The following is a 23229-nucleotide window of genomic DNA, read 5'->3' as shown; positions in this document are numbered from 1 at the left end:
CGCCCGCTCACTGGTGCGTACTCCAGTAGTCGTCGGCGGCCTTCTGGATGGTCTCCAGCACTTCCTTGTACGTGCCAGGCTCGGTCACGAACTTGCTGAAGCCGTCGAGCGCGGCCGTCAGGATCGGCGGCGGCGTGGCCTCGAAGTAGCGGTTGACCAGGCGATACTTGCCGCCGCCCGCGTCCTTGGTGACCTGGCCGAGCGCCTCGTCCTTGATCGTCACCTTGGGGTTGGCGCTGACGTCGCCGCGGGTCGTGGCCCACTTGTCCTGGGCGGGCTGCGTGGTCCACCACTTGAGGTACTTCTGGCCGGCCTCGGGGTCGGCCGCCTTGGTCAGCGAGCAGAGCGGGCCGCTCTCGAAGATCATCGAGGTCTTGGGGAGCGAGGCGTTCACGTTCGGGATGGCGAAGAAGCCGTAGTCGGTGCCGGCCTTCAGATCGCGCTGGGTCATGCTGGTGTTGAACCAGGTGCCGAAGGAGACCATCGCCGCCTTGCCGTTCTTCAGCACATCGCCCGGGTCGGTTTTATCGCCGGGATTGATGAAATATCCGGCGTCGATGAGCTGCTTCCACTTCTCCATCACCTGGACCACGCCGGGGTCGGTGTACTTGGCCTTGCCCGTGGAGAGGCGGTCGTACAGGTCGGGGTCCATGCCCGCCATGAGCTGCTCGAACCAGACGAAGGAGAACAGCACGCTGGTGTGGTAGAAGGCTTTGACGTTGTTCTTCTTGAGGGTTTCGGCCACCTTGACCAGCTCGTCCCACGTGGTGGGGGGCTGCAGGCCGTACTTGTCGAAGACCTTCTTGTTGTAGAACATGCCCCAGTAGGCGACGTTCATCGGCACGCAATACTGCTTGCCGCCCACCGTGTAATAGGGGGCCAGGTCCTGCGACAGGTCGCCGGCCTTGATCGCCTCCTGCCAGATGGCCGAGGTGTCGGCCACCTGCTTCTGCTTGACGATCTCTTCCAGCATCCCGCCGGTCTGCCAGGTGAAGAGGTCGGGTTTGACGTTCGTACGGAACGACGCCTTGATGAACGCCTGATACTGGGCCGAATCGGTGTAGCCGACCGGCTTCATGCCTAAGCTGATCTGCTGCTTCGACAGAGCGCCCATCTCGTCGAAGTATTTGCTCCAGGCGCCCTTGTCGTTGTACAGCGACAGTTCGGACTTCTTCTGCGGCGCCTCGGTATTGCCGCCACAGGCGGCGAGAAAGAGAGCTGCCACGCCGAGCGTGACAACGCGTGACCGGATCATGCCCCGGCCTCCTTGTTTCATTTGGGGGGGTCTTGCAACCTCTGCTCTATTACGGTCTTGACGTCCACCAGGTGAGCCCGCATGCGCTCCTCGGCCGCCGCGGCGTCACGCGCCTCGATGGCCTCCAGAATCGCCAGATGCTCGTCGTAGTCACGGCGCCGGTCGTCGAAGAGCTGCAGGATCTCCCGCTGCTCGGGACCGTGGACGGTCAGCAGCGAGTCGACCACCTCGTGCAGCACGCTGTTGCCCGCCAGCCGGGCCGTCGCCCGGTGGAAGGTCATGTTGGTGTCGTGCAGCTCGGCGTCCTGGCCGCGCAGGTGCCTGGCGGCGGCCTCGAGCACGCGCTGGAGCGCGACCAGCTCCTCGCCGGTCGCGCGTGCCGCGGCCATCGCGGCCAGCGGCGGCTCGATGACGATGCGCGCGCCGAGCAACTCGAGCAGCTGGGCGGCGTGCATCTCCCGCATGTTGGGGTTGGGGAGCACGAGCCGCTCGATGTCGGCTCCGACGTAGATGCCGGACCCGTGCCGCATCTCGATGGCCCCGGTGGCCTCGAGTCTGCGCAGCGCCTCACGCAGGGTCGGGGTGGTGACGGCAAAGCGCTGGGAGAGCTCCCGCGTCGAGGGCAGCCTGTCGCCCGGCCGGTGCCCACCTGTACGGATGAGCTCCAGCATGCGCTCGGTCAGAGCGTCGGAAAGGCTTGGCCGCGTTACCTCGGACATATCAAGTCATCTAATCACTTTTCCTCATGGCCGTCTATGAGGAGATTAGCTTTGAGTAAAGAACCTCAGTGCTCAGGCCAGGTCGCCGCCTGGCGGGGTGCTCGCGCAGGCGGCGACCAGCGGCCTCAGGGCGTCTTGACATGCCGGTGCGGCTTCACGGGATCTATGCGCTCACTCCGGAACGCGTTGTCCACCAGCGTGGCGAACGCGGCCTCATTGGGCACCGCGTCGTTGTTCTTTATGACGTCATCGATGACGTTCGCCCGGGTCTCGGTGAAGCTGTTGTCTAATTTCTGGACGTAGTACTTCGGCTCCTCCGCCCAGGCGACTCCGGGGGTGAGGAAGGAGTAGAAGGGGGCGAACGCCGAGTCCCGGTCCCCTTCGGGGACGGCCGTCTCGATAGCCGAGACGAGCTGCTTGCCGACGTCGTCGTCGGCGGCATTCGGGTCCTTGAGCGCGTAATAGACGACCAGTTTGTCGTATTTGACGGATTTTTGGGTGTCCGCCTTGCTGGACAGGAACACCTTGAACGACCTGAAGAACGGACCGACGTTGCCGTCCTTGAACAACGGGACGAGACCGCGCACCGCCTTCAGCGCGGCCGCCTGGTTCTTCACGTTGACGATGAGGCGCCGGGCGCGGTTCGCCAGGGTTTGCGCTTTCTGCGCGCTGGGCAGCGGGTGGGCCTCGTTGGTCAGGTGGAAGTAGTCGCCGGCCCGTAGTCCCCTCCAGTTGTCCGACGCGCTCTGAGCCTCCACCTTGTAGTCGCCCTGCGTCTGGCCATTGAGCAGATTTTGGAACTCCGAGTTGCCGATCGGCGTGTTCAGGTAGCCGGGCGGACCGTCACCCATGAAGGAGTACACGCGCTTGGTCCGCGAGGTGGGGCGTCTGCGGCCGGCGCTGTTGTAGTACTCCCGGTAGGCCTTGGCGAGGAAGTTCCGGTTGATGACGGCGTCACTCGGGCGGCGGGCCGGGGCCGGCCTCGCCGGCTGGGAGACGACACTCGAGCCCGCCCCGCGCTTGGTCTTGCTCACCGACTTGACGACGCCGTGTGAGGCACCGGAAACGCCCGGAGTGGTGGAACGCTTGTTCTTCTTCTTCTTTTTCTTGAGCGTGTTCTTCGGCATCGACCGTCTCCGGGGGTCAGGGCGTCTTGGCGAGGTGGGTGTGCGGCGCGGCCGGGTTCACGCCCTTGGCCGTGAAGGCCGCGTTCACCAGGTCGATGAACGCCTCCGCGCTGCCCACCTTGTCGTTGTGCTCTATGACGTCCGCGATGATGTCGCGGCGGTTGCTGGTGAAGCTGCCTGCCTGCCTGTCCAGGAAGTACTTCGGCTCCTCCGCGAAGGCGACCCCCGGAGTGCGCGTCTTGTAGAAGGGCGCGAACGCGCTGTCCAGTTCGTCCGGCTTCACCGTGTCGGTGATGGTTTCGGCGATGCGGTCCCCGACCAGGTCCGACCCGTTCTTGTCCGCGTCGGAGGTCGCGTAGTAGATGACGAGCTTGTCGTATTTCACCTTCTTCTTCGCGGCCGCCGTCCCCGATAGGTAGATCTTGAACTTCCTGAAGTACGGCGAGACGTCTTTGTCCTTGAAGAGCGGTGTCAGGGCCTTGGCCACCTTGAGCCCGGCTGCCTGCGTCTTCACATTGACGATGATGCGCCGCGCCCGGCCCTCCAGCGGTATCTCTTTGTAGGCCTTGTTGCTGACGTGGAAATAGTCGCCTACTGCCAGCGCCTCATCCAGGAGCTTCCCGTTCTGGCTGGACACCCTGTAGTCGGGATTGTCGGCGGTGAAGTCGCGGAACTCGGCGTCCGTGACCGCGTGCTCCAGGTAGCCGGTCTCGCCTTTGCCCATGAAGGAGTACAGGCGTTTGCGCAGCTTGGCCGTCTTCGTATGGACCCCGTTGACGTAGTACCTCTGGTAGGCGTTCTCCAGGAAGGCCCGGTCCGACGGCGGGTTCACCGGCGGCTTGGGCTGTGGGGCGAGGGGCTCCAGGTCGACCAGCGAGTCCGACCGTTTGGGCTTGGTCAGCACGACCGTCCCGGCCAGCTCTTTCGCGGTGGTGGGCTCCGGGGACTGACGGGTCTTCTTCCTGGTCGTGGCCTTCTTGAGCTTGCTCAATAGCGACATGTCCGGCTCCCCTACTGAACGCTCGCCCGGTACGTGAGCACCAGGCCGAGGTTGGTGAGAGCCGCCTTGTCACCCTCCAGGACCAGCACCCACGGGTTCCCGCCGACGCTGAGACCGGGGGTGCGCAGGAGCTTGCCGTCGTTGAGCGCGAGCCTCTTGTCGCCATTGAGCAGGAAGCGCACCGAACCGCGCCCGGCCAGCTCGTACCTGGGGTAGACGCCGGTGATCTGCCGCCCGCTGATGGCGGGGAACAGCTCCGGCGTGAACGGCAGGACGAGCTGGTCGTCCTCGCCCTCCTGGAACTGGGCCCACTCGTCGGGGAACTCGCCGGCCACGTCGAAGTAGCGGGCCGACGCGTACGGCTTGAGCATGCCCTTGACCGCGTTGGCGAAGACCTCCCCGCCCTGGTCCGCGCTGTACTTGACGGTGACGACCACGTCGCTCAGACCGGCCGGAGCCGGGCCCGACAGCTGCAGCCGCCACCGCGAGACCGCCCCCGTGCCCTCGAACGGCAGGTAACGGTCGTCGTCCAGGCGCAGCTCGAACAGCCCGTTGTTCTCCTTGTACTCCTCGATGTCCGACAGCGCGATCTGCTGGCCGGAGCGCCAGTCCGGGCGCAGCGTGTCGGGTGGCGCGCCCTTCGGGTCGAGCAGGAACTTGACCGCCTTCGGGTCGGCCGCCAGGACGGTCTTGCTGTCGAGCTGCGTCAGCGTCGCGTAGACGCCGAGCGGCCCGTCCGCGCCCAGGAAGGAGACCGACAGCGTCCGGATCCGGCGCCGGAAGTGCCCGGGGAAGTCCCGGTCGAACAGCGCCTCGGTCAGCGCGAACTCGCAGCGCCCCTCGCCGCGCAGGGCCAGCAGGGCGAGCGGGTCCAGGCCCAGCAGCGAGACCTTCTTGGTGATCTCCATGCCACGGCTGTCGGTGTCGACGTACGCCTTGCCCAGCCGTTCCAGGTCGAAGCCGAGGCTGTCGCCGGCGAGCAGGCCGTTGCGCCGGCTCTCCCAGTACATCGGCTGGATGTAGCCGCCGTCGCCGTTGGTCTCGCCCCGCTCGAACTGGTAGGCCCGCTCGGCGGATCGCGCCATCTCGTACGCCAGGTTGTAGGTCTGGAAGTACAGCCCGGACATCCGCCCGGCCATCCAGTGGTAGAGCTCGGCGCCCGCGAACTTGTCCTTCATGAACGCGGCCACCGCCTCCTGGTTGGCGATGTCCTGCGTGACGACGGCGAGCTCGCGCTGGGCGATCGTCAGCTGGTGCTGGGCGCTGGTCAGCTGGTGGCCGAGCTGGGTCACGTCGCTCTTGGCCATGTTGAGCTGGAGATCCCAGTCTTGCGCCGTGCGCTGCTGCTCCGACCGCACACCGATCAGCTCGCCGAGTGTGCTGTATCCCTCGGCCAGTGTGGAGGAGACGTCGGCCACCTTGTCGAGGGCGTTGCCGACCTGCTCGCCGCCGAAGCCCGTACCGAAGATGAACGGGCCGAGCAGTGCCTGCGGCACGCCCAGGGCGATCGAGGCGGCGATCTTCAGGCCGCCCGCGACGAAGTGCGCGTCGGAGCCGCTCTTCATCCGGGCCAGCTGCTCGACCTGGAGCGCGGAGAGCCCGTCGGCGATCAGCTTCTCGTAGTGCTGGACCCGTGCCGTCGCGCCGTCCCTGCTGGCCTCCAGCTCGGCCAGGTTCTCCTCGGCGACCTTGATCTGCGCCTCCTTGATGCCGCGCGTCAGGGCGAGGATCGTGCCCTCCTGCCGGTTCTGCAGCAGGGCGAGCTCCTCCACGTCGCGCCGCTCCAGCACGTTGAGCAGGTCGTTGCCGAACTGCCGTACCTTGTCGGCAAGGTCCTGGGCCTTCCTGAACACGAAGGCGAACCGGTAGTAGGGCACCGGAGCCGCCATCCCCTGCGTGAGCTGGTCGAGCGAGGCACCAGATGCGGCGCCGCGGACCAGCGCCATGACATCGGCGGGCGGCTCGAACAGCGGCAGCGGCCGGCTGACGCCCATGATGTCGAGCGACTGCCGGATCTTCCGCAGCCGGTCCTCGACGCGGGTCCAGTACTCGAAGAAGACGCTGTTCTCGGGCACGTAGAAGTACGGGCTCGCGACGCTCCTGTGCACCTCCCCGGGCCCCTCCAGCAGCGCTCCCCCGGCGGTCAGCGCCTTCAGCTCGTCGTCCAGCTCGTCCAGCTCCTCCAGGGGGAGGTGGCGGAGGTCCTCGTAGGTCAGCGCGGCCGGCAGCGGGCGCGGGCCGAGGACGTCCGGCCGCTCCCCCAGCAGGTCGTAGGCGAAGATGTAGAGCATCCTGGCCTCGTCGACGCTCTCGGCCGTGTACTGGCGGAAGAGCAGGTCACCCCAGTCGAGCAGGTTGTCGATGTAGGCCATCACCACGGCCCGCCGGTAGGCGGACGGGCGCAGCTCGGCGATCGCGTGCGGGTCGAACGGGTCGTCCATGTACGCCTTGATCAACTTCCCACGGTCGCCCATGAGGTCGTACTGCCGCCGGAGCCAGGCGATCATGGCGATCCGCTCCCGCAGGCCGGACGTCCCCGGCAGGGCCTTCAGCGCCTTGTCGATGTCCTTCAGCCTGGTGTCCGCGAGGCCGGCCAGGAAGTCCTTGTCCTCCTGCGAGAGCTCGCCGGCCTGCTCGAACGCCGGGGCCAGCGCCGCCAGCCGGTCGAGGATCGGTTCGAGTGCGGTCGCGACGGCCGAGCCGTCGAGGCCCAGGCCGGCCAGGTCGGCGCGGCAGCTGTCGACCAGTGCCCGTAGGTCGACCGCCAGGAACGGCAGGAACCGCCAGTACCTCACCCGCTCCGTCGGGTCGAAGACGTACTCGTACCAGATTCGCGCGTCCTCGAAGCGCTGGGCGTTGTTCAGCGCCTGCGCGATGAGCAGCGGGGCGTGGAAGAAGATCTCCCAGTAGTAGATGCCGTTGGCGCTCTGGAAGTCGAGGTGCGAGCTGGACGGCGTCCCGGCCACCTGCGGGCGCACCTTGATCGTGGTCGCGTCGGAGTCGTCGAAGCTGAAGGCGGGCAGCTCGTCCGTCTCCTGGGTCTCGGGGGCCAGCAGCGCCGCCACGCCGCCGGTCAGCAGCTCCTTGTTCAGCCGGTAGGCCGTGCTCGACGTCAGCCGGACGATCTCGTGCGGCAGCCCGGCGAACTCGTACGGCCGCTGGGCCGTCGGCTCCGACGAGTAGACGACGTAGTCGGCGCCGAGGAACAGGTAGAGCTTGGCGCCGTCGAGCACGCCGGTGAACTCGGTCTGGAAGCCTTCGGGCAGGCCGCCCCAATTGCCGGCGACCGGCCGGTACGCCAGCAGTCCCGTCGGCTCCTGCCCCGCCTCCAGAAGCGCGTACTCGCTCGTGCCGAGCACGTAGCGCTGCCGGTTGCGCTGGATCACGGCCTTGACCTGGCTCTTCAGCTGCTTGGGGTAGCCGTCGTCGACGTAGTCGGGGACGGTTCCGTCCTTGGCGAGCGTGTAGCGGACCAGCTCCAGGCCGCTGGTCAGGTAGAGCTTGCCGTCGTCCACGTACGCGGCGTCGACGGACTCGGTCGTGCCTATGGCCGTGGGTATGCGGCCCAGCTCCCTGGTCGGGTAGGTCCGGCCGTCCGGGGCGAGGTAAGTGCCCGCCGTGTTGTCGAAGAAGTAGCCGCGCTCCTCGTAGGAGAACGCCGCGCCGACAGGGCCGCTCTGGGGCAGGCCCTCGGTGTTCTCGCTCAGCGGCTGCGGGGCGTCGGCGGTGTCCGCGCCGCTGAAGCGGATGTACGTCTCACCCGTGAAGACATAGAGGTGGTCGCGGTGGACGAAGGCCGAGTCCGCCACGGCGTCCTTGGGCAGTTCCCAGCGAGTGTTGATCCGCTTCACGTCGCGCAGGTTCGAGGAGTCGACATACACGTTCTCCGCGAAGGAGAGGAAGTACTCCGTGCCGTCGAGCGTGAACGCGGCGTCCACCTTCGCCCAGCGCGGCAGGTTGTCGGGGTTGGTGTCGAGCTGCTTCGGGTATCCGGCGTCGGGCGCCCCGAACGGTGCGCCCGAATAGCGGTAATACTCGGCGCCGGAGAAGACGTAGATGTGTCCGCCGCGCACGAGGACGGCGTCGACGACGCCGGACCTGAGCAGGCCGGTGCCGACGATCCCCCACCGCTCCTTGATGGGGGCCAGTTTCTCGGTGCCGAGCTTGAAGCGCTTGCCCGCGTTGTCGAAGAAGCATCGCCGGCCATCGGGCAGCTCGAACGCGGCGTCGATCCGCTTCCATTTCGGCAGCCCGTCCGGGTTGCTCCCCAGCGGGAGAAGTGGCTCCGCCCCGCTCGGCGCGGTCACCGGCCGGCACAGGAAGCTGCCGCCCTTGTGGTCGACGCTCAGCCAAGGCCGGTCCAGGGTCCCGGCCGGCATGTTGAACCGGACGGCACCGGGCTCGTCCACGGGGCTGCTGTCGGGCTCGGCGAAGATCTTGTCCAGCCGGATGGCGCGCGGGGGCTCCGCCACGCCTTCCGCGTTGACCGCGTACAGCTCGGGCGTGAGCGCGAACGCCGACCTGACCCCGGCGGCGTCGGAGCAGGTGACGATGATCGAGTCGTGCAGGCCGTCCGGCCCGCCGGGGACGGTCCTCGACGCCTGCACGTATAGCCGGACGCCGGTGATCTGCTTCGCCTGGGCGCCGTCGGCGGCCAGCAACTGCGCGGCGCCCCATTCCCCGTTCAGGTTGAGGAAGGAGTAGTAGATCTTGACGCGGTACATCGGCGGCGGGGTCTTGACGTTCTGGGTGTCGCCGGTCTTCGTGGCGTCGATGGTGGTGTCGGACGTGACCACGACCGGGACCGTCTCCACGACCGTCCAGAACACGAACACGCGGCCGAAGGCGTGCACGGGGTAGACCCGGTCGGCGTCGATCTGGACGTCCACCTTGAGCCACGGCTCCCAGGTGGCGGAGAGGTTCACGCCGTCCCTGAACTCCGCGCCCCGGTAGTAGTAGCGGCGCGGCTCGGTCCGCGTCCGGCCGAACAGGACCAGGCGCCGGGTGCCCTCGTCGGCCCCGTCCTCGGGGTAGACGTACCCGCCGGCGATGGCCAGCCTGGAGACCTCCGTGTACTCGTCCAGATACCTCTTATAGACCCGTTGTACGGTCTCCGGTGTGATCTCGCCCTGCAGCAGGTCGCTCTCCAGCGCCTTGAACGCGGGCGTCTTGTCGGAGCGCAGCTCGGGGCGCAGGTAGTTCTCGGGATAGAGGAAGACCTTCCTGTTGGCCTCCCAGAGCCGGTAGTTCTTCAGCCAGCCCCACCAGGTCTTCAGCCGCCGCCTGACCTCGTCCTCGTCGCGGCCCGGCGGGAGCGCTACCTCCTCCAGGTCGAGGAGGTAGCGGTGCACGAAGAGCTGCGTGGCCGCGATGGCCTCCCGGACGCGCGAGGTCCGGCCGGCGCCGCCCATGTCCGCGTCGATCAGGAACTTCTCGTACAGGTCGCGGGTGGATCTGAAGCCGTCCAGCCGGATGATCGCCGACGGGGCGAGGGCGTCGCGCTTGAGCAGGTTCAGCTCGTCGTGGAGCCGGCCCGACAGGGTGACCCAGTCCGCCGGGCCGCATGTCCGTTCGAGCAGGCCGGACAGGGCGGTGTTGGCGGCCTCGGGGGCCGGGGTCGCGCCGAAGACGCGGGACCAGACGTCGGTGTAGATCGTCGACGGCCCCGCGTCGAACTTGTCGGCGACCGCGAACACGTCGACCAGCTTCAGCACGAACTCGATCTCGAAGCGGTCCTCCTCCGGCGTGTCGGGCGTCAGCAGGGCGGCGTTGCGCTTGGCCCACCGCAGCTCGTCGGCGTCCCAGCCGAACAGGTCCGCCAGGTACCGGTACGGGTCCTCGACGGCCGCCGGACCGTTCAGCAGGAACGCGGCCAGGCCGTCGGGACGCGACCGGGCCAGTTCGACGAACCTGACGATGGTGTGCAGATCGCTCAGCCGGTAGTCGGCGCTGTCCGACCAGCGGTGCTTGATCGGCTGCGGGAAGGTACGGTCCACCGTGTCGTAGGCGCCCGAGTAGCGGACGTACTCGTCGTCCCTGAGCAGGTACGTCCGGCCCTCGAAGACGAAGGCGCCGTCGGGCCCCGCCTCCTCGAAGGCGGCGGGCAGGTCGCCCCAGTCGTCCTTGACGGTCCGGGGATAGCCGGTGGCGACATATTCGAGGTCATTGGGCTGGTATCGGATGTACTGCCCCTGCTTGAAGGCGTACAGCTCGCCGGTCGGCGCGGCGAAGGCGGCCTCGATGCCCGGTCCCTCGGCGAACGCGTTGCGCACCTTGCCCCACAGGCTGTTGACCGGCTGGTCCGGCTCGGCCCGGTCGGCACGCAGGTATCGGGTGCCCTTGAACAGGTACGTCCCGCCGTCGAGCCCCCGGAAGGCCGCGTCGAGCCCGTCGGCGAACGCGTCGGGCAGATTCGGCAGGTCCAGATCCTGGCTGAGCGAGCCGTCGATCGTGCGCGGGTAGCCGTCGTCGATGGTGTCGTACTCGGTGCCGGTGTAGCGGACGTACTGGTCGCCGGAGAACAGGAACGTGTGCGGACCCCTGACCAGCGCCGCGTCGACCTTCTGCCGCTCCACGAGGGCGTTGCGCACGCCGCCGAGCAGCCCGAGGTCGTAGTCGGCCTCGGCCGTCACGGACACGACGTGGCAGGCGCCGCTCACGAACAGGTACAGGTTGCGCCGGTTGGCGAGCACCGCGTCCAGCGGCCGGTCCGTCACCGCGTCCTCGAACGCCTCGGGCAGGCGGGCGAACGCCTCCTCCTGGCGCAGGTTCCCGATGATCTTCTTCGGGTAGCCGGGGTCCACGTAGCGGTAATCCGCGTTGGTGTAGCGGACGTACTGGTCGCCGGAGAACAGGAACGTGGTCTGGCCCCCGTACACACAGGCGGCGTCGACCGTGGTGAACGGGTGGAGCGCCCGGCCCCACCGCTCGCGGATCGGGGCGAGCGGCGAGAAGGCGCGGTCGGCGTAGCGGGCGTAGCTCTCCCGGAAGAAGAAGTACGTCGCGCCGTCGGTCGCGGTGAACGCGGCCCTGAGGGCGTCGCCCGGTTCCAGGCCGCGGCCGAAGTCCCGCCAGATCCGCTCTGTCGGCCGCGGGTAGGACCACCGCCCGGTCGCCTCGTCGAACTGGACGCACCGCTCCCCGTACAGCAGGAGCATGGTGCCGCCCTCGAACAGCACCGCGTCGGGTACCGCGGCGCGCTCTTCGCCGGGGACCTCCCAGAAGCCGGCGTCCGTGACCATGGGGTAGCCGTCGTCGGGCTGCCGGTAATCCTCCCCCGAATAGACCAGGTAGCGCAGCATGCCGTCGTCGTCCGGGTGCTCGAAGACGTAGGTCTTGCCGTCGCGCACGTACGCGAGCGCCACGCCGGTCAGCCCGGCCCAGTGGTCGGCGATGGGCAGTGGGTCCCCGTCGATCGTGTCGCTGGTGCCGGTGTAGGTGACGAACTGGTCCCCGCTGAACAGGTAGGTCTTCCCGTTCAGCCCGGTGAACGCCGCATCCACCGCGTTGTCCTGATAAATCGTGTTACGGGGTCGGCCCCACTCCTCCGTGAGCGGGTACGCCCGGTTCAGCCGGGTGTTGAAGCAGTTCGGGCCCTTGAACAGGTACGTGGTGCCGTCGGCGCCCTCCAGGACGGCGTCCAGGCCGGTCCTGAACTCCTCCGGCACCGGGCGCAGCGTCCGCGGCCGGACCGGCGTCGCCGTGACGGTCGTCCCCTCGATCGCGGACAGCCGCCGCCAGCCTTCCGGCCCCTCGACCAGCACCGCGCCGTCCTCGACGAAGGCGCAGCTCACCGGTGCGAGATCGTCGTAGCTCCGGTACAGCTCGCTGGAGACGACGTGGCACCGCGCCCCCCTGAACAGGTAGACGTTGCGCCGATCGGCGAAGGCCGCGTCCACGCCGTCGAGCGTGACGCTCAGGTTGCCCAGCCGCGGCTCCCGGCGCAGGTCCGCGAGGGCGCGCGGGTAACCCTCCTGCACGGTCGTGTAGTCATAGCCCTCGTAACGCACGTACTGGTTCCCGGAGAACAGGTACGTGTACGTACGCGTCACCTCGACGCCCTCGACCAGCTCCGTCGCGTCCATGACCAGCGTGGCGTCGACCCGCCCGGTCCTGGCCAGGTTGCTGACCACGTTGCCCCAGAACGCCGGGACACTCGCGGGGTAGCGGTCGTCGATCCTGGTGTAGTCGCGGGTGGAGTAGCGGGCGTACTGGTCGCCCGAGAACACGTACGTCCGGCCGTCCTTGCCGATGAAGGCGGCGTCCACCCTGCTGAAGGGGATGCTGTCCCAGTGCTCGCGCAGCGTGCGGGGCTCGGACCACCAGCGGTGCCGGTGGTCGAACACCACGAAACGCTCGCCGGAGAAGAGGTACGTCTGGCCGTCCCCGGCGCTGAAGACCGCGTCGATCGTGGTGAAGGCGGGGTCGTCCGCCAGCGCGGCGGGCAGGTTCCACCAGTTGTCGGCGACCGGCTTGGGGTAGCCGACGTCCGGCGTGGTGTAGTCCCTGGTCGAATAGCGGACGTAGAAGTGGCCCGCGTCGGCCTGCACCCGGATCCGCTTGGCCTCGCGGACGAGCGTGACGTCGATCCGCTGCTCGGTGACGACGTGCCAATCCGTGGTCGTGCCACTGACGCTCATGCCTTCCGCGAACGTCAGTCCGTGCTCCATGAACCGCCGCCGCAGCGCGGGCGACAGGCGGCCGGCGTTCAGCTCGTTCTCCTGCTCCAGCGGCACGTCGAAGAGCTCGCCGCCCGAGCCGAACAGGTACGTCTTGCCGTCCATCACGAACGAGGCGCCCACCGCGCGCAGCCCGCCCCAGTCAGCGGCGATCGCGCGCGGGTAACCGAGGTCCACGACGGAGTAGTCGGCGCCGGAGTATCTGAGGTATCTCCCGCCGCTGAACAGGTAGGTCTTCCCGTCCAGCCCGGTGAACGCGGCGTCGACCGTACCGCTGGGCAGCACGGGGGCCTGCACGCCCCAGCGTTCGGCCGTCGGGACGGCGGCGCCGTCGCCCTTGGCCGTCCGGCCGTCCTTGAACAGGTGGACGGCCCCGTCCCAGTCGGCGAAGGCCGCCTCGACACCCGACTCGAACTGCCCGGGGATGCCGGGATAGTCCGACTCGATGCGCCGCGGGTAGCCGTCGTCCACGCAGACGCCGTCGTTCTCGATGCTGCCGGAGTAGCGGATCACCTGGTTACCGGCGAAGAGGTGGACCCCGGTCGCGTCGGCGTAGGCCGCGTCCACGCGTTCGGCGCCGTCGAAGACGTTGCGGACCCGGCCCCACCGGTCGGCGATCGCCTCCTCCGTGCCCCCTACCGCGAGGTAACGCTGTCCCGTGAAGAGGTGGATCCCGCCGTCGCGGTCCTGGAAGGAGGCGTCGACCGACTTCTTGAACGCCTTGGGCAGCGGCGTGTCGTGGCCCTCCCCCTGCCACCACTCGTCGATGCCGCGCGGGTAGCCCTCGTCGACCACCGTGTAGTCCGGGGTGGTGTAACGGATGTACTGGTCGCCGGAGAAGAGGTAGGTCTTGCCGTCTTCGTCCACGAACGCGCTGTCGATCCGCTGGGGGTCGTCGAAGTTGTTCCTGACCTTGCCCCAGACCTGCTCCTTCGCCGCCCAGCGGGTGCCGCCGCGCTCCCTGACGAAGGCGTGTGAGGCGCCGTCGCCGCCGTGGCCGATGATCCACTCGGTGCCGTCGGGGTGCGCGAACGCGGCGTCCACGCCGGTCAGCCCGGTGAACCGGGTCGACAGCTCGATGAGCTGTTTCGGCCGCGGGTCGGCCAGCGCGTACGTGGCCTTCGCGTAAGTCCAGTAGCCGCCCTCCCCGAACAGGTAGATGTTGCCGTCGGAGCTGTCCAGCACGGCGTCGAACCGGTCGAGTCCCGGCGGCAGCGCCAGCGGCTCGGGGTATTTGCCGACCAGGTCCTGATCCTGGAAGGACACGGTGACCTCGGTGGAGTCCAGGCCGAGCTTGGCCGCGAGCAGCGCGAAGCGCCGGATCCGCCGGTAGGCCTGCCGGAAGTGCGGATCCGGCGGCACGGCCGTGACCTCGCCGGTCTCCTCGGCCGCTATGAGGGCCGGCGCGGCCAGCACGTCGAGCGCCTCCTGGACGCCGCCGGTCACCGAGACGCAGATCGCCTCGACGGTCGCCGCGGGCACGCCGAACGCGTCGGCGAGCACCGACCATAACGCCGCCTGCTGCTGCTCGGCCAGCCGCTCCAGCGTGTCCGTGATCTCGTCGACCGCCGCGCTGAGCTCCTTGGCCACGGGGTGCAGCAGGAAGAACAGCTCCTTGGCGTAGTCCTCCACGCCGGGCACCGTGAAGTCGAGCGCGTTGGTCGCGACGCGGAAGTACTCGAGCCGGTCCTCGGGCACGGCCAGGGCCTCGTCGAGATGCCCGGCCGCGACGAGTACGCTCACCAGGTCGGCCCGCTCCCCGTCGTCGAAGCCGAGCTCGGTGACCGCCTGGAGGTCGAGCCGGTACGGCTGCTCGTCCTTCAGGATCTCCGCGATCCGGCCGGCGACGATCACCTGCTCGGCGGGCCGGAACCCGTCCCCCAGGTCCACCTCAACGCTCTCGTCGAGCACCCGGCCCTCCTGGAGGTAGGGGCCTTCGAGGGCGTCGATCACCCGCTGGGCGATCGCGTCGTCGGCGACGTCCACGAAGTCGTCGGGCGTGAAGGCGTACGTCTCCTTCTGGAAGGCCGCGATCTGCTCCTTCATCGCGTCGAGGATGGCCCGTCGGCGCGGATAGAACTCCAGCGCCAGCCCGAAGTCGTCCAGCCGCAGCCCGGCGAGCGCGACCTTGTCGAGATAGCCGCCGTCCTCGTCGAGGTAGCCGTTGAAGCGCAGACTGGCCAACAGCGCCGCCTCGTCCACCCGCAGCTCGGCGAAGATCTCGGGATCGAGCGTGAGCCGCTCCCGCCGGAACCGCTCGACCCGGTCGAGCAGCTCGGCCAGTACGCCCGGCGCGACGTCGTCGAGATCCGCGTTGACCATGAACCGCCCGGCGTTCGCCTCGTCCGCGAAGAAGCCGGGGTCGAGGACGTCGCCCTCGCTGTCGAGGTAGCCGTTGAAGACGAGGTTGTCGTACAGCTCGGCCTGCTGCTCCTCCCTCAGATTGCCGAGGGAGGCCAGGTCGGAGGGGAAGAAGGACGCGGTGCCGTTGCCGAGGCTGTTGATCAGTTTGAACAGCGGCTCGGCGAACGAGCTGTAGTCCCTCGCCAGCCGCAGCTCCGCCACCGTCTTCGGCAGCCCGTCGGCGACGAGCGCGCCGTCACTCTGGAGGCGGCCGGCGAAGACCAGGTTGGCGAAGATCTTCGCCGTCAGCCGCTCGTCCAGCCCCAGGTCGACGAAGTCCTCCTTGACGATCACCCCGAGGTCGGTGACGGCGTCGTAGGCGGCCTGCCGCGCCTTGGTCCGGTCGAGGCGGAGCAGGCGCTCGTCCCGGTCGGAGACCACGCCGTCGTCGTACGCGGTCAGGACGTCGTGGATCACCTGGGCCGCCCGTTCGCCGAACCGGCGCGACACGAACAGCTCGGGGGTCATCGCGACCGACTCGAACCGCTGGTTGATCCCGTCGAGCACGGCCACCTGGTCGTCGTCGGCCGGCGCCCCGCCGCCGAGGATGTCGGCCAGCTCCTGGGCGCTGAACCCGCCGGCCTGCATCCAGCGCCCGACGGCGAGCAGCGTCTGCGCCAGCCACAGGCTCGACGCCACGTCCGAGCCCTCGAGGATCCGGTAGCAGTCGCGGGTCCGCGGCTCCGTACCGCCGAGGATCGGGAAGGTCGTGTACCGCTGCAGCGACGGATCGCTCTCCAGGACCTCCAGCAGGTCGAACAGCTCGCCGACGGACAGGCCGAGCGCCGCGACGAGCCGCCCGGCCCGTTGCAGCAGCGCGATCGCGGACAGCCCGATCTCCCCCCGGTCGAACGGGCTCGGCTCCAGCGCGGCGTACCTGTCGCGGTAGCGCAGGACGATGTCGACGATGTCGTTCTCGGCCGTCTCGATGGAACGTGCCAAACGGCGACGGTACTCCTTGTTGTGTGTTGCCAGGATGTCCCCGGACACCTCGGGCAGGTCCTCGAGTTCGGCCGGTTCGATCGGCACGGCCAGGCCGCACACCCCGTCGACGGTCAGCTCGTAGCCCTTCTGGAGGAACACGACCACGGCGATGGTACGCAGCGCGGCCGCGTCCAGCTGGTTGTCGCAACAGGTGGTGAGCACGCGGTCGAGGTCGGTCATGCTCAGACCGGTCTTGCGGGCCAGCCGGACGAACCTGTTGACCCGCTCGAACCACGCGAACCCGGCACCGATCAGTCGTCGGCCGTCTATGGCCGTAGGGGCCTCATTTCCCCCATTGACGAAAAACTTGGCGGGCGGCCGTTGCGGATCATCGCCCTGGTAGACCAGCTCGCGTACCTCGACCGTGGTCAGCCCGGTCGCCCGCCTGAACCGCTCGACGTCCTCCAGCGCGCTGAGCGGCTCCTCCGCGCCGAGCCCATAGTCGGCTCTGAGCTGCTCTTCCGAGGTGACCGGGACGGTCACGACCTGGACGTCCTCGGCCGAGAGCGCGAGAGACAGCCGCGCAACCACGTCGGGATCCACATCGGGAGCGAAGAGCCGGTAGAACTCCTCGGGCGCGACCTTGAGCTGGCGCAGGTACATCTTGAACTGCTCGGCCAGCAGGGAGAACGGCATCCCGAACGGGTGGCGGGCCGCGCGCAGCGTCTCGTACGGGTCGCTCCCGACGACCGTCTCCAGCACCTCGTTGACGATGTCGAGGTAGGGCGACTCGGTGAACGTGTGCTCGGCGTCGAGCGGGATCCTGGCCAGATCGGGCCGCCGCGCCAGCAGGTCGGGGTCTCGGAAGACGCCTTCCAGGAGCCGGAGGAGGTCTACGAGATAGGCGGCCGGTGAGTAGACCGACCGGGCCTCGTCGCCCTCGTAGAAGTCGAGTTCACCGAAGAGCTGCTCATAGCTGGGTAAGGCGTCGTCCCTGCGCAATGTGATCCCCCCTGTTTGGATCCCCGTGTGTGCCGCCCCATGCTCGCCTAGCCATGGGGGGAGGAATACTGGCCGCCGAGGTAACTGTTCGGTGCCGAAATAACCCAGACTCGTCGGCGGTTGCACCATTCATGGCTTTCCCGCTCTCCATCCTTGACCTTGCACATATCGGCGACGGAGAGACGGCTGGCGACAGCTTCCGCGCCAGCGTGACCATGGCCCAGCGCGCGGAGGAGTGGGGCTACCAGCGGATCTGGTACGCGGAGCACCACAACATGCCCTCCATCGCCTCATCCGCGACCAGCGTCCTCATAGCCCACGTAGCCTCACAGACCCAAACGATTCGCCTCGGGGCCGGCGGCATCATGCTGCCCAACCACGCCCCGCTGACCATCGCCGAGCAGTTCGGCACGCTCGAAACCCTGCACCCCGGGCGCATCGACCTCGGCCTCGGCCGGGCGCCGGGCAGCGACCAGCAGACCATGCGCGCCCTGCGCCGCAACCCGGCCTCCGCTGACGACTTCCCGCAGGACGTACTGGAGCTCCAGGGCTACCTGACGGGCGAATCCCGCATCCCGGGCATCGACGCGACCCCGGGCAAGGGCACTGACGTGCCGCTCTACATCCTCGGCTCGTCCCTGTTCGGCGCCAAGCTCGCCGCCATGCTCGGCCTCCCGTACGCCTTCGCCTCCCACTTCGCCCCGACCGCGCTGGAGGACGCCGTCGCGCTCTACCGGCGCGAGTTCCAGCCGTCCAGGCAGCTGGCGGAGCCGTACGTCATCGCCGGGGTCAACGTCATCGCGGCGGACACCACGGAAGAGGCGGAGGCGCAGTTCCTGGAGGCCAAGCGCAGCCGGGTGACCCGGTTCCTCGGCCGTGGCCAAACGTTCACCCCGGAGGAGGCCGACGTCATCCTCGCCTCACCGGCCGGGCAGCAGCTCCTGCAGATGGCCAAGTACTCCGGCGTCGGAACCGCCGCCGAGGTGCGGGACTACCTCGACCGCTTCGCCAAGCAGGCCCAGGCCGACGAGCTGATCGTCGTCTCCATGGCCCCCGACCGGAAGGCCTGGCTGCGCTCCCTCGAATTGCTAGCGCCGGGAACAATCGGCGGCTGACCATAGTTACATAACTCGTGGCCGGTGTGCCCAGTGTCCCCGGGCCTCACCTATTGCCTTCGCGGAATACCGTTCGGCTGGAGCCGCGTTGTGCCTTTCGCCGAGAGGCGACACGCACACCGGTACGCACTCGTAAGGCCGAGGCCCCGCCAGAACATTGGCGGGGCCTCAGCTGTTTCTCGGCCGGAAATTAGTTGCCACGCCGCATCCTTCACTGAAGGATGTCTTCATGATCAAGGTCGAGTCACTGACGAAGGTCTTCCGCCGGCCTCGAACCTTCTCCGGCCCCATGGGCACCCTGCGTACCCTCGTCACCCGCCAGTACGACGAGCGGATCGCCGTCGACGACGTCAGCTTCGAGATCCCCGAAGGCGAGGTCGTCGGCTACCTCGGCCCCAACGGCGCGGGCAAATCCACCACCGTGAAAATGCTGACCGGCATCCTCACCCCCACCAGCGGCCTGATCGAGGTGGCCGGACGGGTGCCATGGCGGGACCGGAAGGCCAACGCCAGGTCCGTCGGCGTGGTGTTCGGCCAGCGCAGCCAGCTCTGGTGGGACCTGCCGCTGATCGAGTCGTTACGCCTGGTCGGCGACCTGTACGACGTACCCGCCGACCGTTTCACCACCTCGCTGCGCCGCATGCGCGATTTGCTCGGCCTCGACGACTTCCTGGACACCCCCGTCCGCCAGCTCAGCCTCGGCCAGCGGATGCGCGGCGACCTGGCGGCCGCCATGCTCTACGAACCGCCCATCCTGTACCTGGACGAACCGACCGTCGGCCTCGACGTCCTGGCCAAGCAGGCGGTACGCGAGTTCATCTCCGACACGAACCAGGCCGGTCGCACCACGGTCGTCCTGACCACCCACGACCTGGCCGACGTCGAGGCGCTGTGCAAGCGCATCATCGTGATCGACAAGGGCCGGGTGCTCTATGACGGCGGCATCGACGCGCTCGTCACCGCCTACGCCCCGCCCCGGCGGCTGGCGATTCACCTGGCCGACGGCCAGACCCGCACCTTCGACATCGCCGGGGGCGCCTCCGTCCCCGAGTTGATCGGCCAGGTCGCCGCCGAACAGACCATCCGCGACCTGTCCATCCAGGAGCCCGACCTGGAGGGCGTGATCAAGCAGCTGTACATCGAGGGCGCGCGATGATCCGCCCCCTGATCGGCCCTTTGATCGGCCCTTTGCTCGGCATGGCCCGCATCGGTCTGCGCTTCCAGCTCGCGTACCGCAGTGACGTGATCATGACCGTGCTGACGCTGATCGCGCAGGTCTTCCTGCTGCGCATGGTCTGGACCTCGGTATACGGCGCGCAGCAGCAGGCCCAGGGCATGACGCTCCCGCAGCTCCTGGCCTACCTGAGCCTGGCCAACCTCCAGGCGTTCGCCACCACGCCGGTCATCTCGTACATCGCCCTGCTCAGGATCCGTACCGGCATGGTGTTCTTCGACCTGTCCCGGCCGACCGGCTACCTGCCGCAGCTGGCCGCCTTCCAGGCCGGACACACCTCCGGCGGTCTCCTCCTGCTGGCCCCCGCCATACCGGTGGTCCTGCTGGTCGGCTCGATCACCCCCACCGGCCAGCCGCTCGCCTACGCCGGGACCCTGCTGCTCGGCTACGCCATCTCGGTGCAGCTGTCGCTGCTCATCTGCCTGATCGGCTTCTGGACGCTTGAGACCAGCGCGATCGCGCTGCTGTACCGGCTGACCAGCCAGTTCTTCGCCGGGACCCTGGTCCCGCTGTCGTTCTTCCCCGGCGCGCTGGGCACCCTGGCCGAGGCGCTGCCGTTCAAGTACCTGGGCTATGTCCCCGCGGCCGTCTACGTGGGCCACCTGTCGGGCGCGTCTGTCCTGCACGCGCTGGCCGCCGAGGTCGCGTGGGTCGCCGGGCTCACGGTCCTGCTGTGGGCGGTATGGCAGCGGGCCCACCGCAGGGTGGTGATCAACGGTGGCTGAGCTCACCCGCACCCTGCGCCTGTACTGGCGACTCCAGCGTGCCACCATGCGCGGCGCCCTGCAGTATCGGCTCAACGCGCTGATCGGCATCGCGACCGGAGCGGTCTACCAGGGCAGCGGCTTCGCCTTCGTCTGGGTCGTCATGCACACCTTCCCCTCCATGGCCGGCTGGACCTTGCGGGAGATCGCCTTCCTGTACGGCCTGCGCCTGACCGCCCACGCGCTCTGCATGCTGCCGCTGAGCAGCCTCATCTTCATGGAATGGCTGGTCCGGGAGGGCGAACTGGACCGCGTCCTGCTCCGCCCGCTCAACCCACTCCTCCAGATCATGACCAAACGCATGGGCGTCGGCCAGGTAGGCGACCTGCTGACCGGCCTGGTCCTGTTGCTGGTGGCGGCCCCCGCCTGGAGTCCGTCCATGGCAGCTCTCTGCCTGCTGGCCGTCATGGGCGGCGCGCTGGTGGAGGCCTCGGTCCACCTGTCGCTGGCGTCCCTGTCGATGCGCATGCTGGACACCGCCGCTCTGCGCGGGTTCCTGGATGACGTGTTCAGCAAGTTCGGCTCGTACCCGATGAGTGTGTTCGGCGGGGTTACGCAGTGGTTGCTGACGTTCGTGCTGCCGGTCGCTTTTGTGGCCTACGTACCGGCGAGCGTACTGCTGGGCAAGGCAGCGTCGCTGAACGTACCCGCCTTCGTGGCGTACGGCAGCCCGTTCCTGGGCATCGCCCTGTTCGCCCTCGCCTACCGCTTCTGGTGTCACCAACTCCGGCACTACCAGAGCGTGGGCAGCTAGGACGTCGGGGCCTCATCCCACGGTGACCAGCTCCACCTCGGCGTCCTTCAATGCCACGGCGAGGTCCTCGGGCGGCGGCGCGTCGGTGACCAGGACCGATACCCGGTCAAGGCCGCAGATGTGCACGAAAGCACTCCTGCCGAACTTCGACGCGTCGGCCACCACGACGACCCGCGTGCCCGCGTCGATCATCTGGCGCATCATCTGGGCCTCTTGCAGGTTGCTGGTGGACAGCCCACCACTGGCCGAGATGCCGCCGACGCCGATCACCGCGGTGTCGGCGCTGATGCCCTGGGTGTCGGCGAAAGTCACCGGCCCAATGGTGACATTCGACGAGATACGGCAGCTGCCGCCGATGACATAGAGGTCGCGCACGGCGTCCTGCGGGATCTCGGGGGGCAGGCGCAGATTGTTCGTCACCACCGTGAGGTCACGCTTGCCGGCCAGCGCCCGGACCACCGCGAGCGTGGTCGTGCCGCCGTTGACGATCAGAGTCTCGCCGTTGGAGATGAGCTGCGCCGCCGCGATGCCGATGGCCTGCTTGGCCTGGTGGTGCACGGCCGCGCGGCGGTCAAAGGGGATGTCGGCCGTGGCCAGTTCGTCCGTGCGCATCGCGCCACCGTGGGTGCGGGCGATCAGCTGCCGCTCCGCGAGGTGGTCGAGGTCACGACGCACGGTGTCCATTGACACGGCGAAACGCTCTGCCAGCTCGGCGACGGTGGCGTGACCGCGTTCGCGGACGTGCCTCACGAGTTCGGCGCGACGCTTCGCGGGCAGTGCCGTGTCCTGCATGATTCACTCCTGCGATGCGGCTAATTGCGGCTAGTTTCAGGTTTCTGCGATTTCTTGCAACCTAACCATTGACCCATTCGCAATAACCAGCATACTGTGGAAGATGTAGGCAAGTCTGCCTGAGCGAATACGGCAGGAACCCGCAACCTTGTCATCCCCCGGACCACTGTGTTCAGACTCCTGCGTCTTAGGAGAAGCGATGACAGCCAGCAGGCCTCGGCCCTTCATGCGGCGCGCCGCACTGCGACTTGGCGGCGCAGCGGCCACGGCGCCGCTGCCGGCCTGCTGTGGTTCCCGTCAGGCGGGCCGACGCCGTACCTGGCCCATCCGGGCCCACCACGATCGGGCTCGACGACACGTTCGTCGCCGGGGTGCTGCTCTCCGACTGCCCGCACGATGAGCGGGGGAGCCGGAGCAGGCCACCGCTTGAGCCCTACGTTCAAGTAGCACCTGGAGACACCCAGTGAACTCGATCATTGATCCTGGCAAGATCCGTGGTCTGCAGCGCGTCACCAGCGCCGATGGTTATTTCCTCATCTGCGCTCTCGACCACCTGTCCGACTTCGCCGAACTGCTCGCGCCCGATCCGGCGAGCGTCACCTTCGCCGATGTCGTCGCCGCGAAGGACGCGGTCGTCCGCGCCGTGGCCCCGTCGATCTCGGCCGTGCTGCTCGACCCGTTGTACGCCCTCGGCCACCTCGTGGCCTCCGGCGCGGTGCCCGGCACCGTCGGGCTGATGTCGAGCATCGAGGACGAGGACTACCGGCACGCGGACGGACCGCGCCGTACCCGGCTGCGCGCGAACTGGAGCGCCACCCAGATCAAGATGGCCGGCGCCGACATGTGCAAGTTGCTGTGGTTCTACCGCCCCGACGGCGGTCGAGTCGTCGCCGAGCAGCAGCGGCAGCTCGTGGCCGGCCTCGTCGCCGAATGCGCCGAGCTCAGCCTGCCCCTGGTGGTCGAGCCGATCTGGTACCCGCTGCCGGGCGAGGACCCGACCACCGCCGAGTGGAAGGCCGCCCGGGTGCGCGGCATCATCGCCTCCGCCGCGACCGCCAACAAGCTCGGCGTCGACATGCTCAAAGTGGAGTTCCCCGGCTACATCGACACGGAAGAAGGACGCGAGCAGGCGGCCGCCGCCTGCGCGGAGCTGGACTCCATGGTGAGCGTACCGTGGGTCATCCTGTCCGCCGGGGTGGAATATGCCGACTTCAAGACGCAGGTCGAGATCGCCTGCCAGGCCGGCGCCGCCGGCTACCTCGCCGGCCGGTCGATCTGGCGCGACGCCGTGTCCACCCACGACCCCGCCGCCCGCGAGGAAGCCACCGCGGCGGCCAGGGCGCGACTCGAGGAGCTCAACGAGGTGACGCGGCGGTATGGGCGCCCCTTCACACCGGCCCGGCCACTCGACGTAGTGGTCAAGGAACTACCCAGCGAATGGTACCGATCATGGAACAGCTGA

General features: G+C 68.3%; 11 protein-coding genes. 5 read left to right on the top strand and 6 right to left on the bottom strand.

The features are described from left to right. Nucleotides 1-7 precede the first annotated feature (7 nt). From ACGFJ2_RS20690 to ACGFJ2_RS20670, 5 genes are all read right to left on the bottom strand, one after another. Nucleotides 8-1255, bottom strand: coding sequence for an ABC transporter substrate-binding protein (locus ACGFJ2_RS20690; protein WP_393470489.1), 1248 nt, complete (start codon nucleotides 1253-1255; stop codon nucleotides 8-10). Nucleotides 1256-1272: 17 nt separating this feature from the next. Further along, complete coding sequence (locus ACGFJ2_RS20685) at nucleotides 1273-1974, bottom strand: FCD domain-containing protein (protein ID WP_357938728.1); 702 nt, start codon at nucleotides 1972-1974, stop codon at nucleotides 1273-1275. Between the two features lie 125 nt (nucleotides 1975-2099). Further along, nucleotides 2100-3101, bottom strand: a complete 1002-nt coding sequence (locus tag ACGFJ2_RS20680; RefSeq protein WP_393470486.1) for a T3SS effector HopA1 family protein — start codon at nucleotides 3099-3101, stop codon at nucleotides 2100-2102. 16 nt (nucleotides 3102-3117) lie between these two features. After that, a complete protein-coding gene (locus ACGFJ2_RS20675) occupies nucleotides 3118-4101 on the bottom strand; it encodes a T3SS effector HopA1 family protein (protein WP_393470483.1) in 984 nt (327 codons plus the stop codon). A gap of 11 nt (nucleotides 4102-4112) precedes the next feature. Continuing rightward, a complete protein-coding gene (locus ACGFJ2_RS20670; protein WP_393470480.1) occupies nucleotides 4113-17108 on the bottom strand; it encodes a hemopexin repeat-containing protein in 12996 nt (4331 codons plus the stop codon). 131 nt (nucleotides 17109-17239) lie between these two features. Here ACGFJ2_RS20670 and ACGFJ2_RS20665 point away from each other — a divergent pair, with 131 nt between their 5' ends. The 4 genes from ACGFJ2_RS20665 to ACGFJ2_RS20650 all read left to right on the top strand — a co-directional run bounded on the left by ACGFJ2_RS20665 (nucleotide 17240) and on the right by ACGFJ2_RS20650 (nucleotide 20975). Next, the gene (locus ACGFJ2_RS20665; protein WP_357938721.1) at nucleotides 17240-18223 is read left to right on the top strand and encodes an LLM class flavin-dependent oxidoreductase; all 984 of its coding nucleotides are present in this window, start codon (nucleotides 17240-17242) and stop codon (nucleotides 18221-18223) included. Between the two features lie 229 nt (nucleotides 18224-18452). After that, complete coding sequence (locus tag ACGFJ2_RS20660; RefSeq protein WP_393470477.1) at nucleotides 18453-19379, top strand: ATP-binding cassette domain-containing protein; 927 nt, start codon at nucleotides 18453-18455, stop codon at nucleotides 19377-19379. Then, nucleotides 19376-20182 (top strand): ABC transporter permease, encoded by an 807-nt coding sequence (locus ACGFJ2_RS20655; RefSeq protein WP_393470474.1) that lies wholly within the window; start codon nucleotides 19376-19378, stop codon nucleotides 20180-20182. The genes ACGFJ2_RS20660 and ACGFJ2_RS20655 overlap by 4 nt, the downstream gene beginning before the upstream one ends. Continuing rightward, the gene (locus ACGFJ2_RS20650) at nucleotides 20175-20975 is read left to right on the top strand and encodes an ABC-2 family transporter protein (protein WP_357938715.1); all 801 of its coding nucleotides are present in this window, start codon (nucleotides 20175-20177) and stop codon (nucleotides 20973-20975) included. The genes ACGFJ2_RS20655 and ACGFJ2_RS20650 overlap by 8 nt, the downstream gene beginning before the upstream one ends. 12 nt (nucleotides 20976-20987) lie before the next feature. Here the strand turns inward: ACGFJ2_RS20650 and ACGFJ2_RS20645 are convergent, their stop codons facing one another. After that, nucleotides 20988-21767 carry a DeoR/GlpR family DNA-binding transcription regulator gene (locus ACGFJ2_RS20645; protein ID WP_357938713.1) on the bottom strand — a complete coding sequence of 260 codons (780 nt, stop codon included), beginning with the start codon at nucleotides 21765-21767 and terminating at the stop codon, nucleotides 20988-20990. Between the two features lie 463 nt (nucleotides 21768-22230). On the opposite strand from ACGFJ2_RS20645, the gene ACGFJ2_RS20640 reads away from it, so the two are divergent. Continuing rightward, on the top strand, nucleotides 22231-23229 hold the full coding sequence (locus ACGFJ2_RS20640; protein WP_393470470.1) for a tagatose 1,6-diphosphate aldolase: 999 nt from the start codon (nucleotides 22231-22233) through the stop codon (nucleotides 23227-23229).

Origin of the sequence: Nonomuraea sp. NPDC049028, from assembly GCF_043197735.1 — a bacterium.
Lineage (GTDB): Bacteria > Actinomycetota > Actinomycetes > Streptosporangiales > Streptosporangiaceae > Nonomuraea.
The sequence above is the reverse complement of the archived record's forward strand: the minus strand, read 5'-3'. Positions and strand labels throughout refer to the sequence as shown.

What these genes read in the sequence shown, in the direction of transcription:
- ACGFJ2_RS20690 (WP_393470489.1), bottom strand. Translation starts at nt 1,255, where the DNA reads ATGATCCGGTCACGCGTTGTCACGCTCGGCGTGGCAGCTCTCTTTCTC.
- ACGFJ2_RS20685 (WP_357938728.1), bottom strand. Translation starts at nt 1,974, where the DNA reads ATGTCCGAGGTAACGCGGCCAAGCCTTTCCGACGCTCTGACCGAGCGC.
- ACGFJ2_RS20680 (WP_393470486.1), bottom strand. Translation starts at nt 3,101, where the DNA reads ATGCCGAAGAACACGCTCAAGAAAAAGAAGAAGAAGAACAAGCGTTCC.
- ACGFJ2_RS20675 (WP_393470483.1), bottom strand. Translation starts at nt 4,101, where the DNA reads ATGTCGCTATTGAGCAAGCTCAAGAAGGCCACGACCAGGAAGAAGACC.
- ACGFJ2_RS20665 (WP_357938721.1), top strand. Translation starts at nt 17,240, where the DNA reads ATGGCTTTCCCGCTCTCCATCCTTGACCTTGCACATATCGGCGACGGA.
- ACGFJ2_RS20660 (WP_393470477.1), top strand. Translation starts at nt 18,453, where the DNA reads ATGATCAAGGTCGAGTCACTGACGAAGGTCTTCCGCCGGCCTCGAACC.
- ACGFJ2_RS20655 (WP_393470474.1), top strand. Translation starts at nt 19,376, where the DNA reads ATGATCCGCCCCCTGATCGGCCCTTTGATCGGCCCTTTGCTCGGCATG.
- ACGFJ2_RS20645 (WP_357938713.1), bottom strand. Translation starts at nt 21,767, where the DNA reads ATGCAGGACACGGCACTGCCCGCGAAGCGTCGCGCCGAACTCGTGAGG.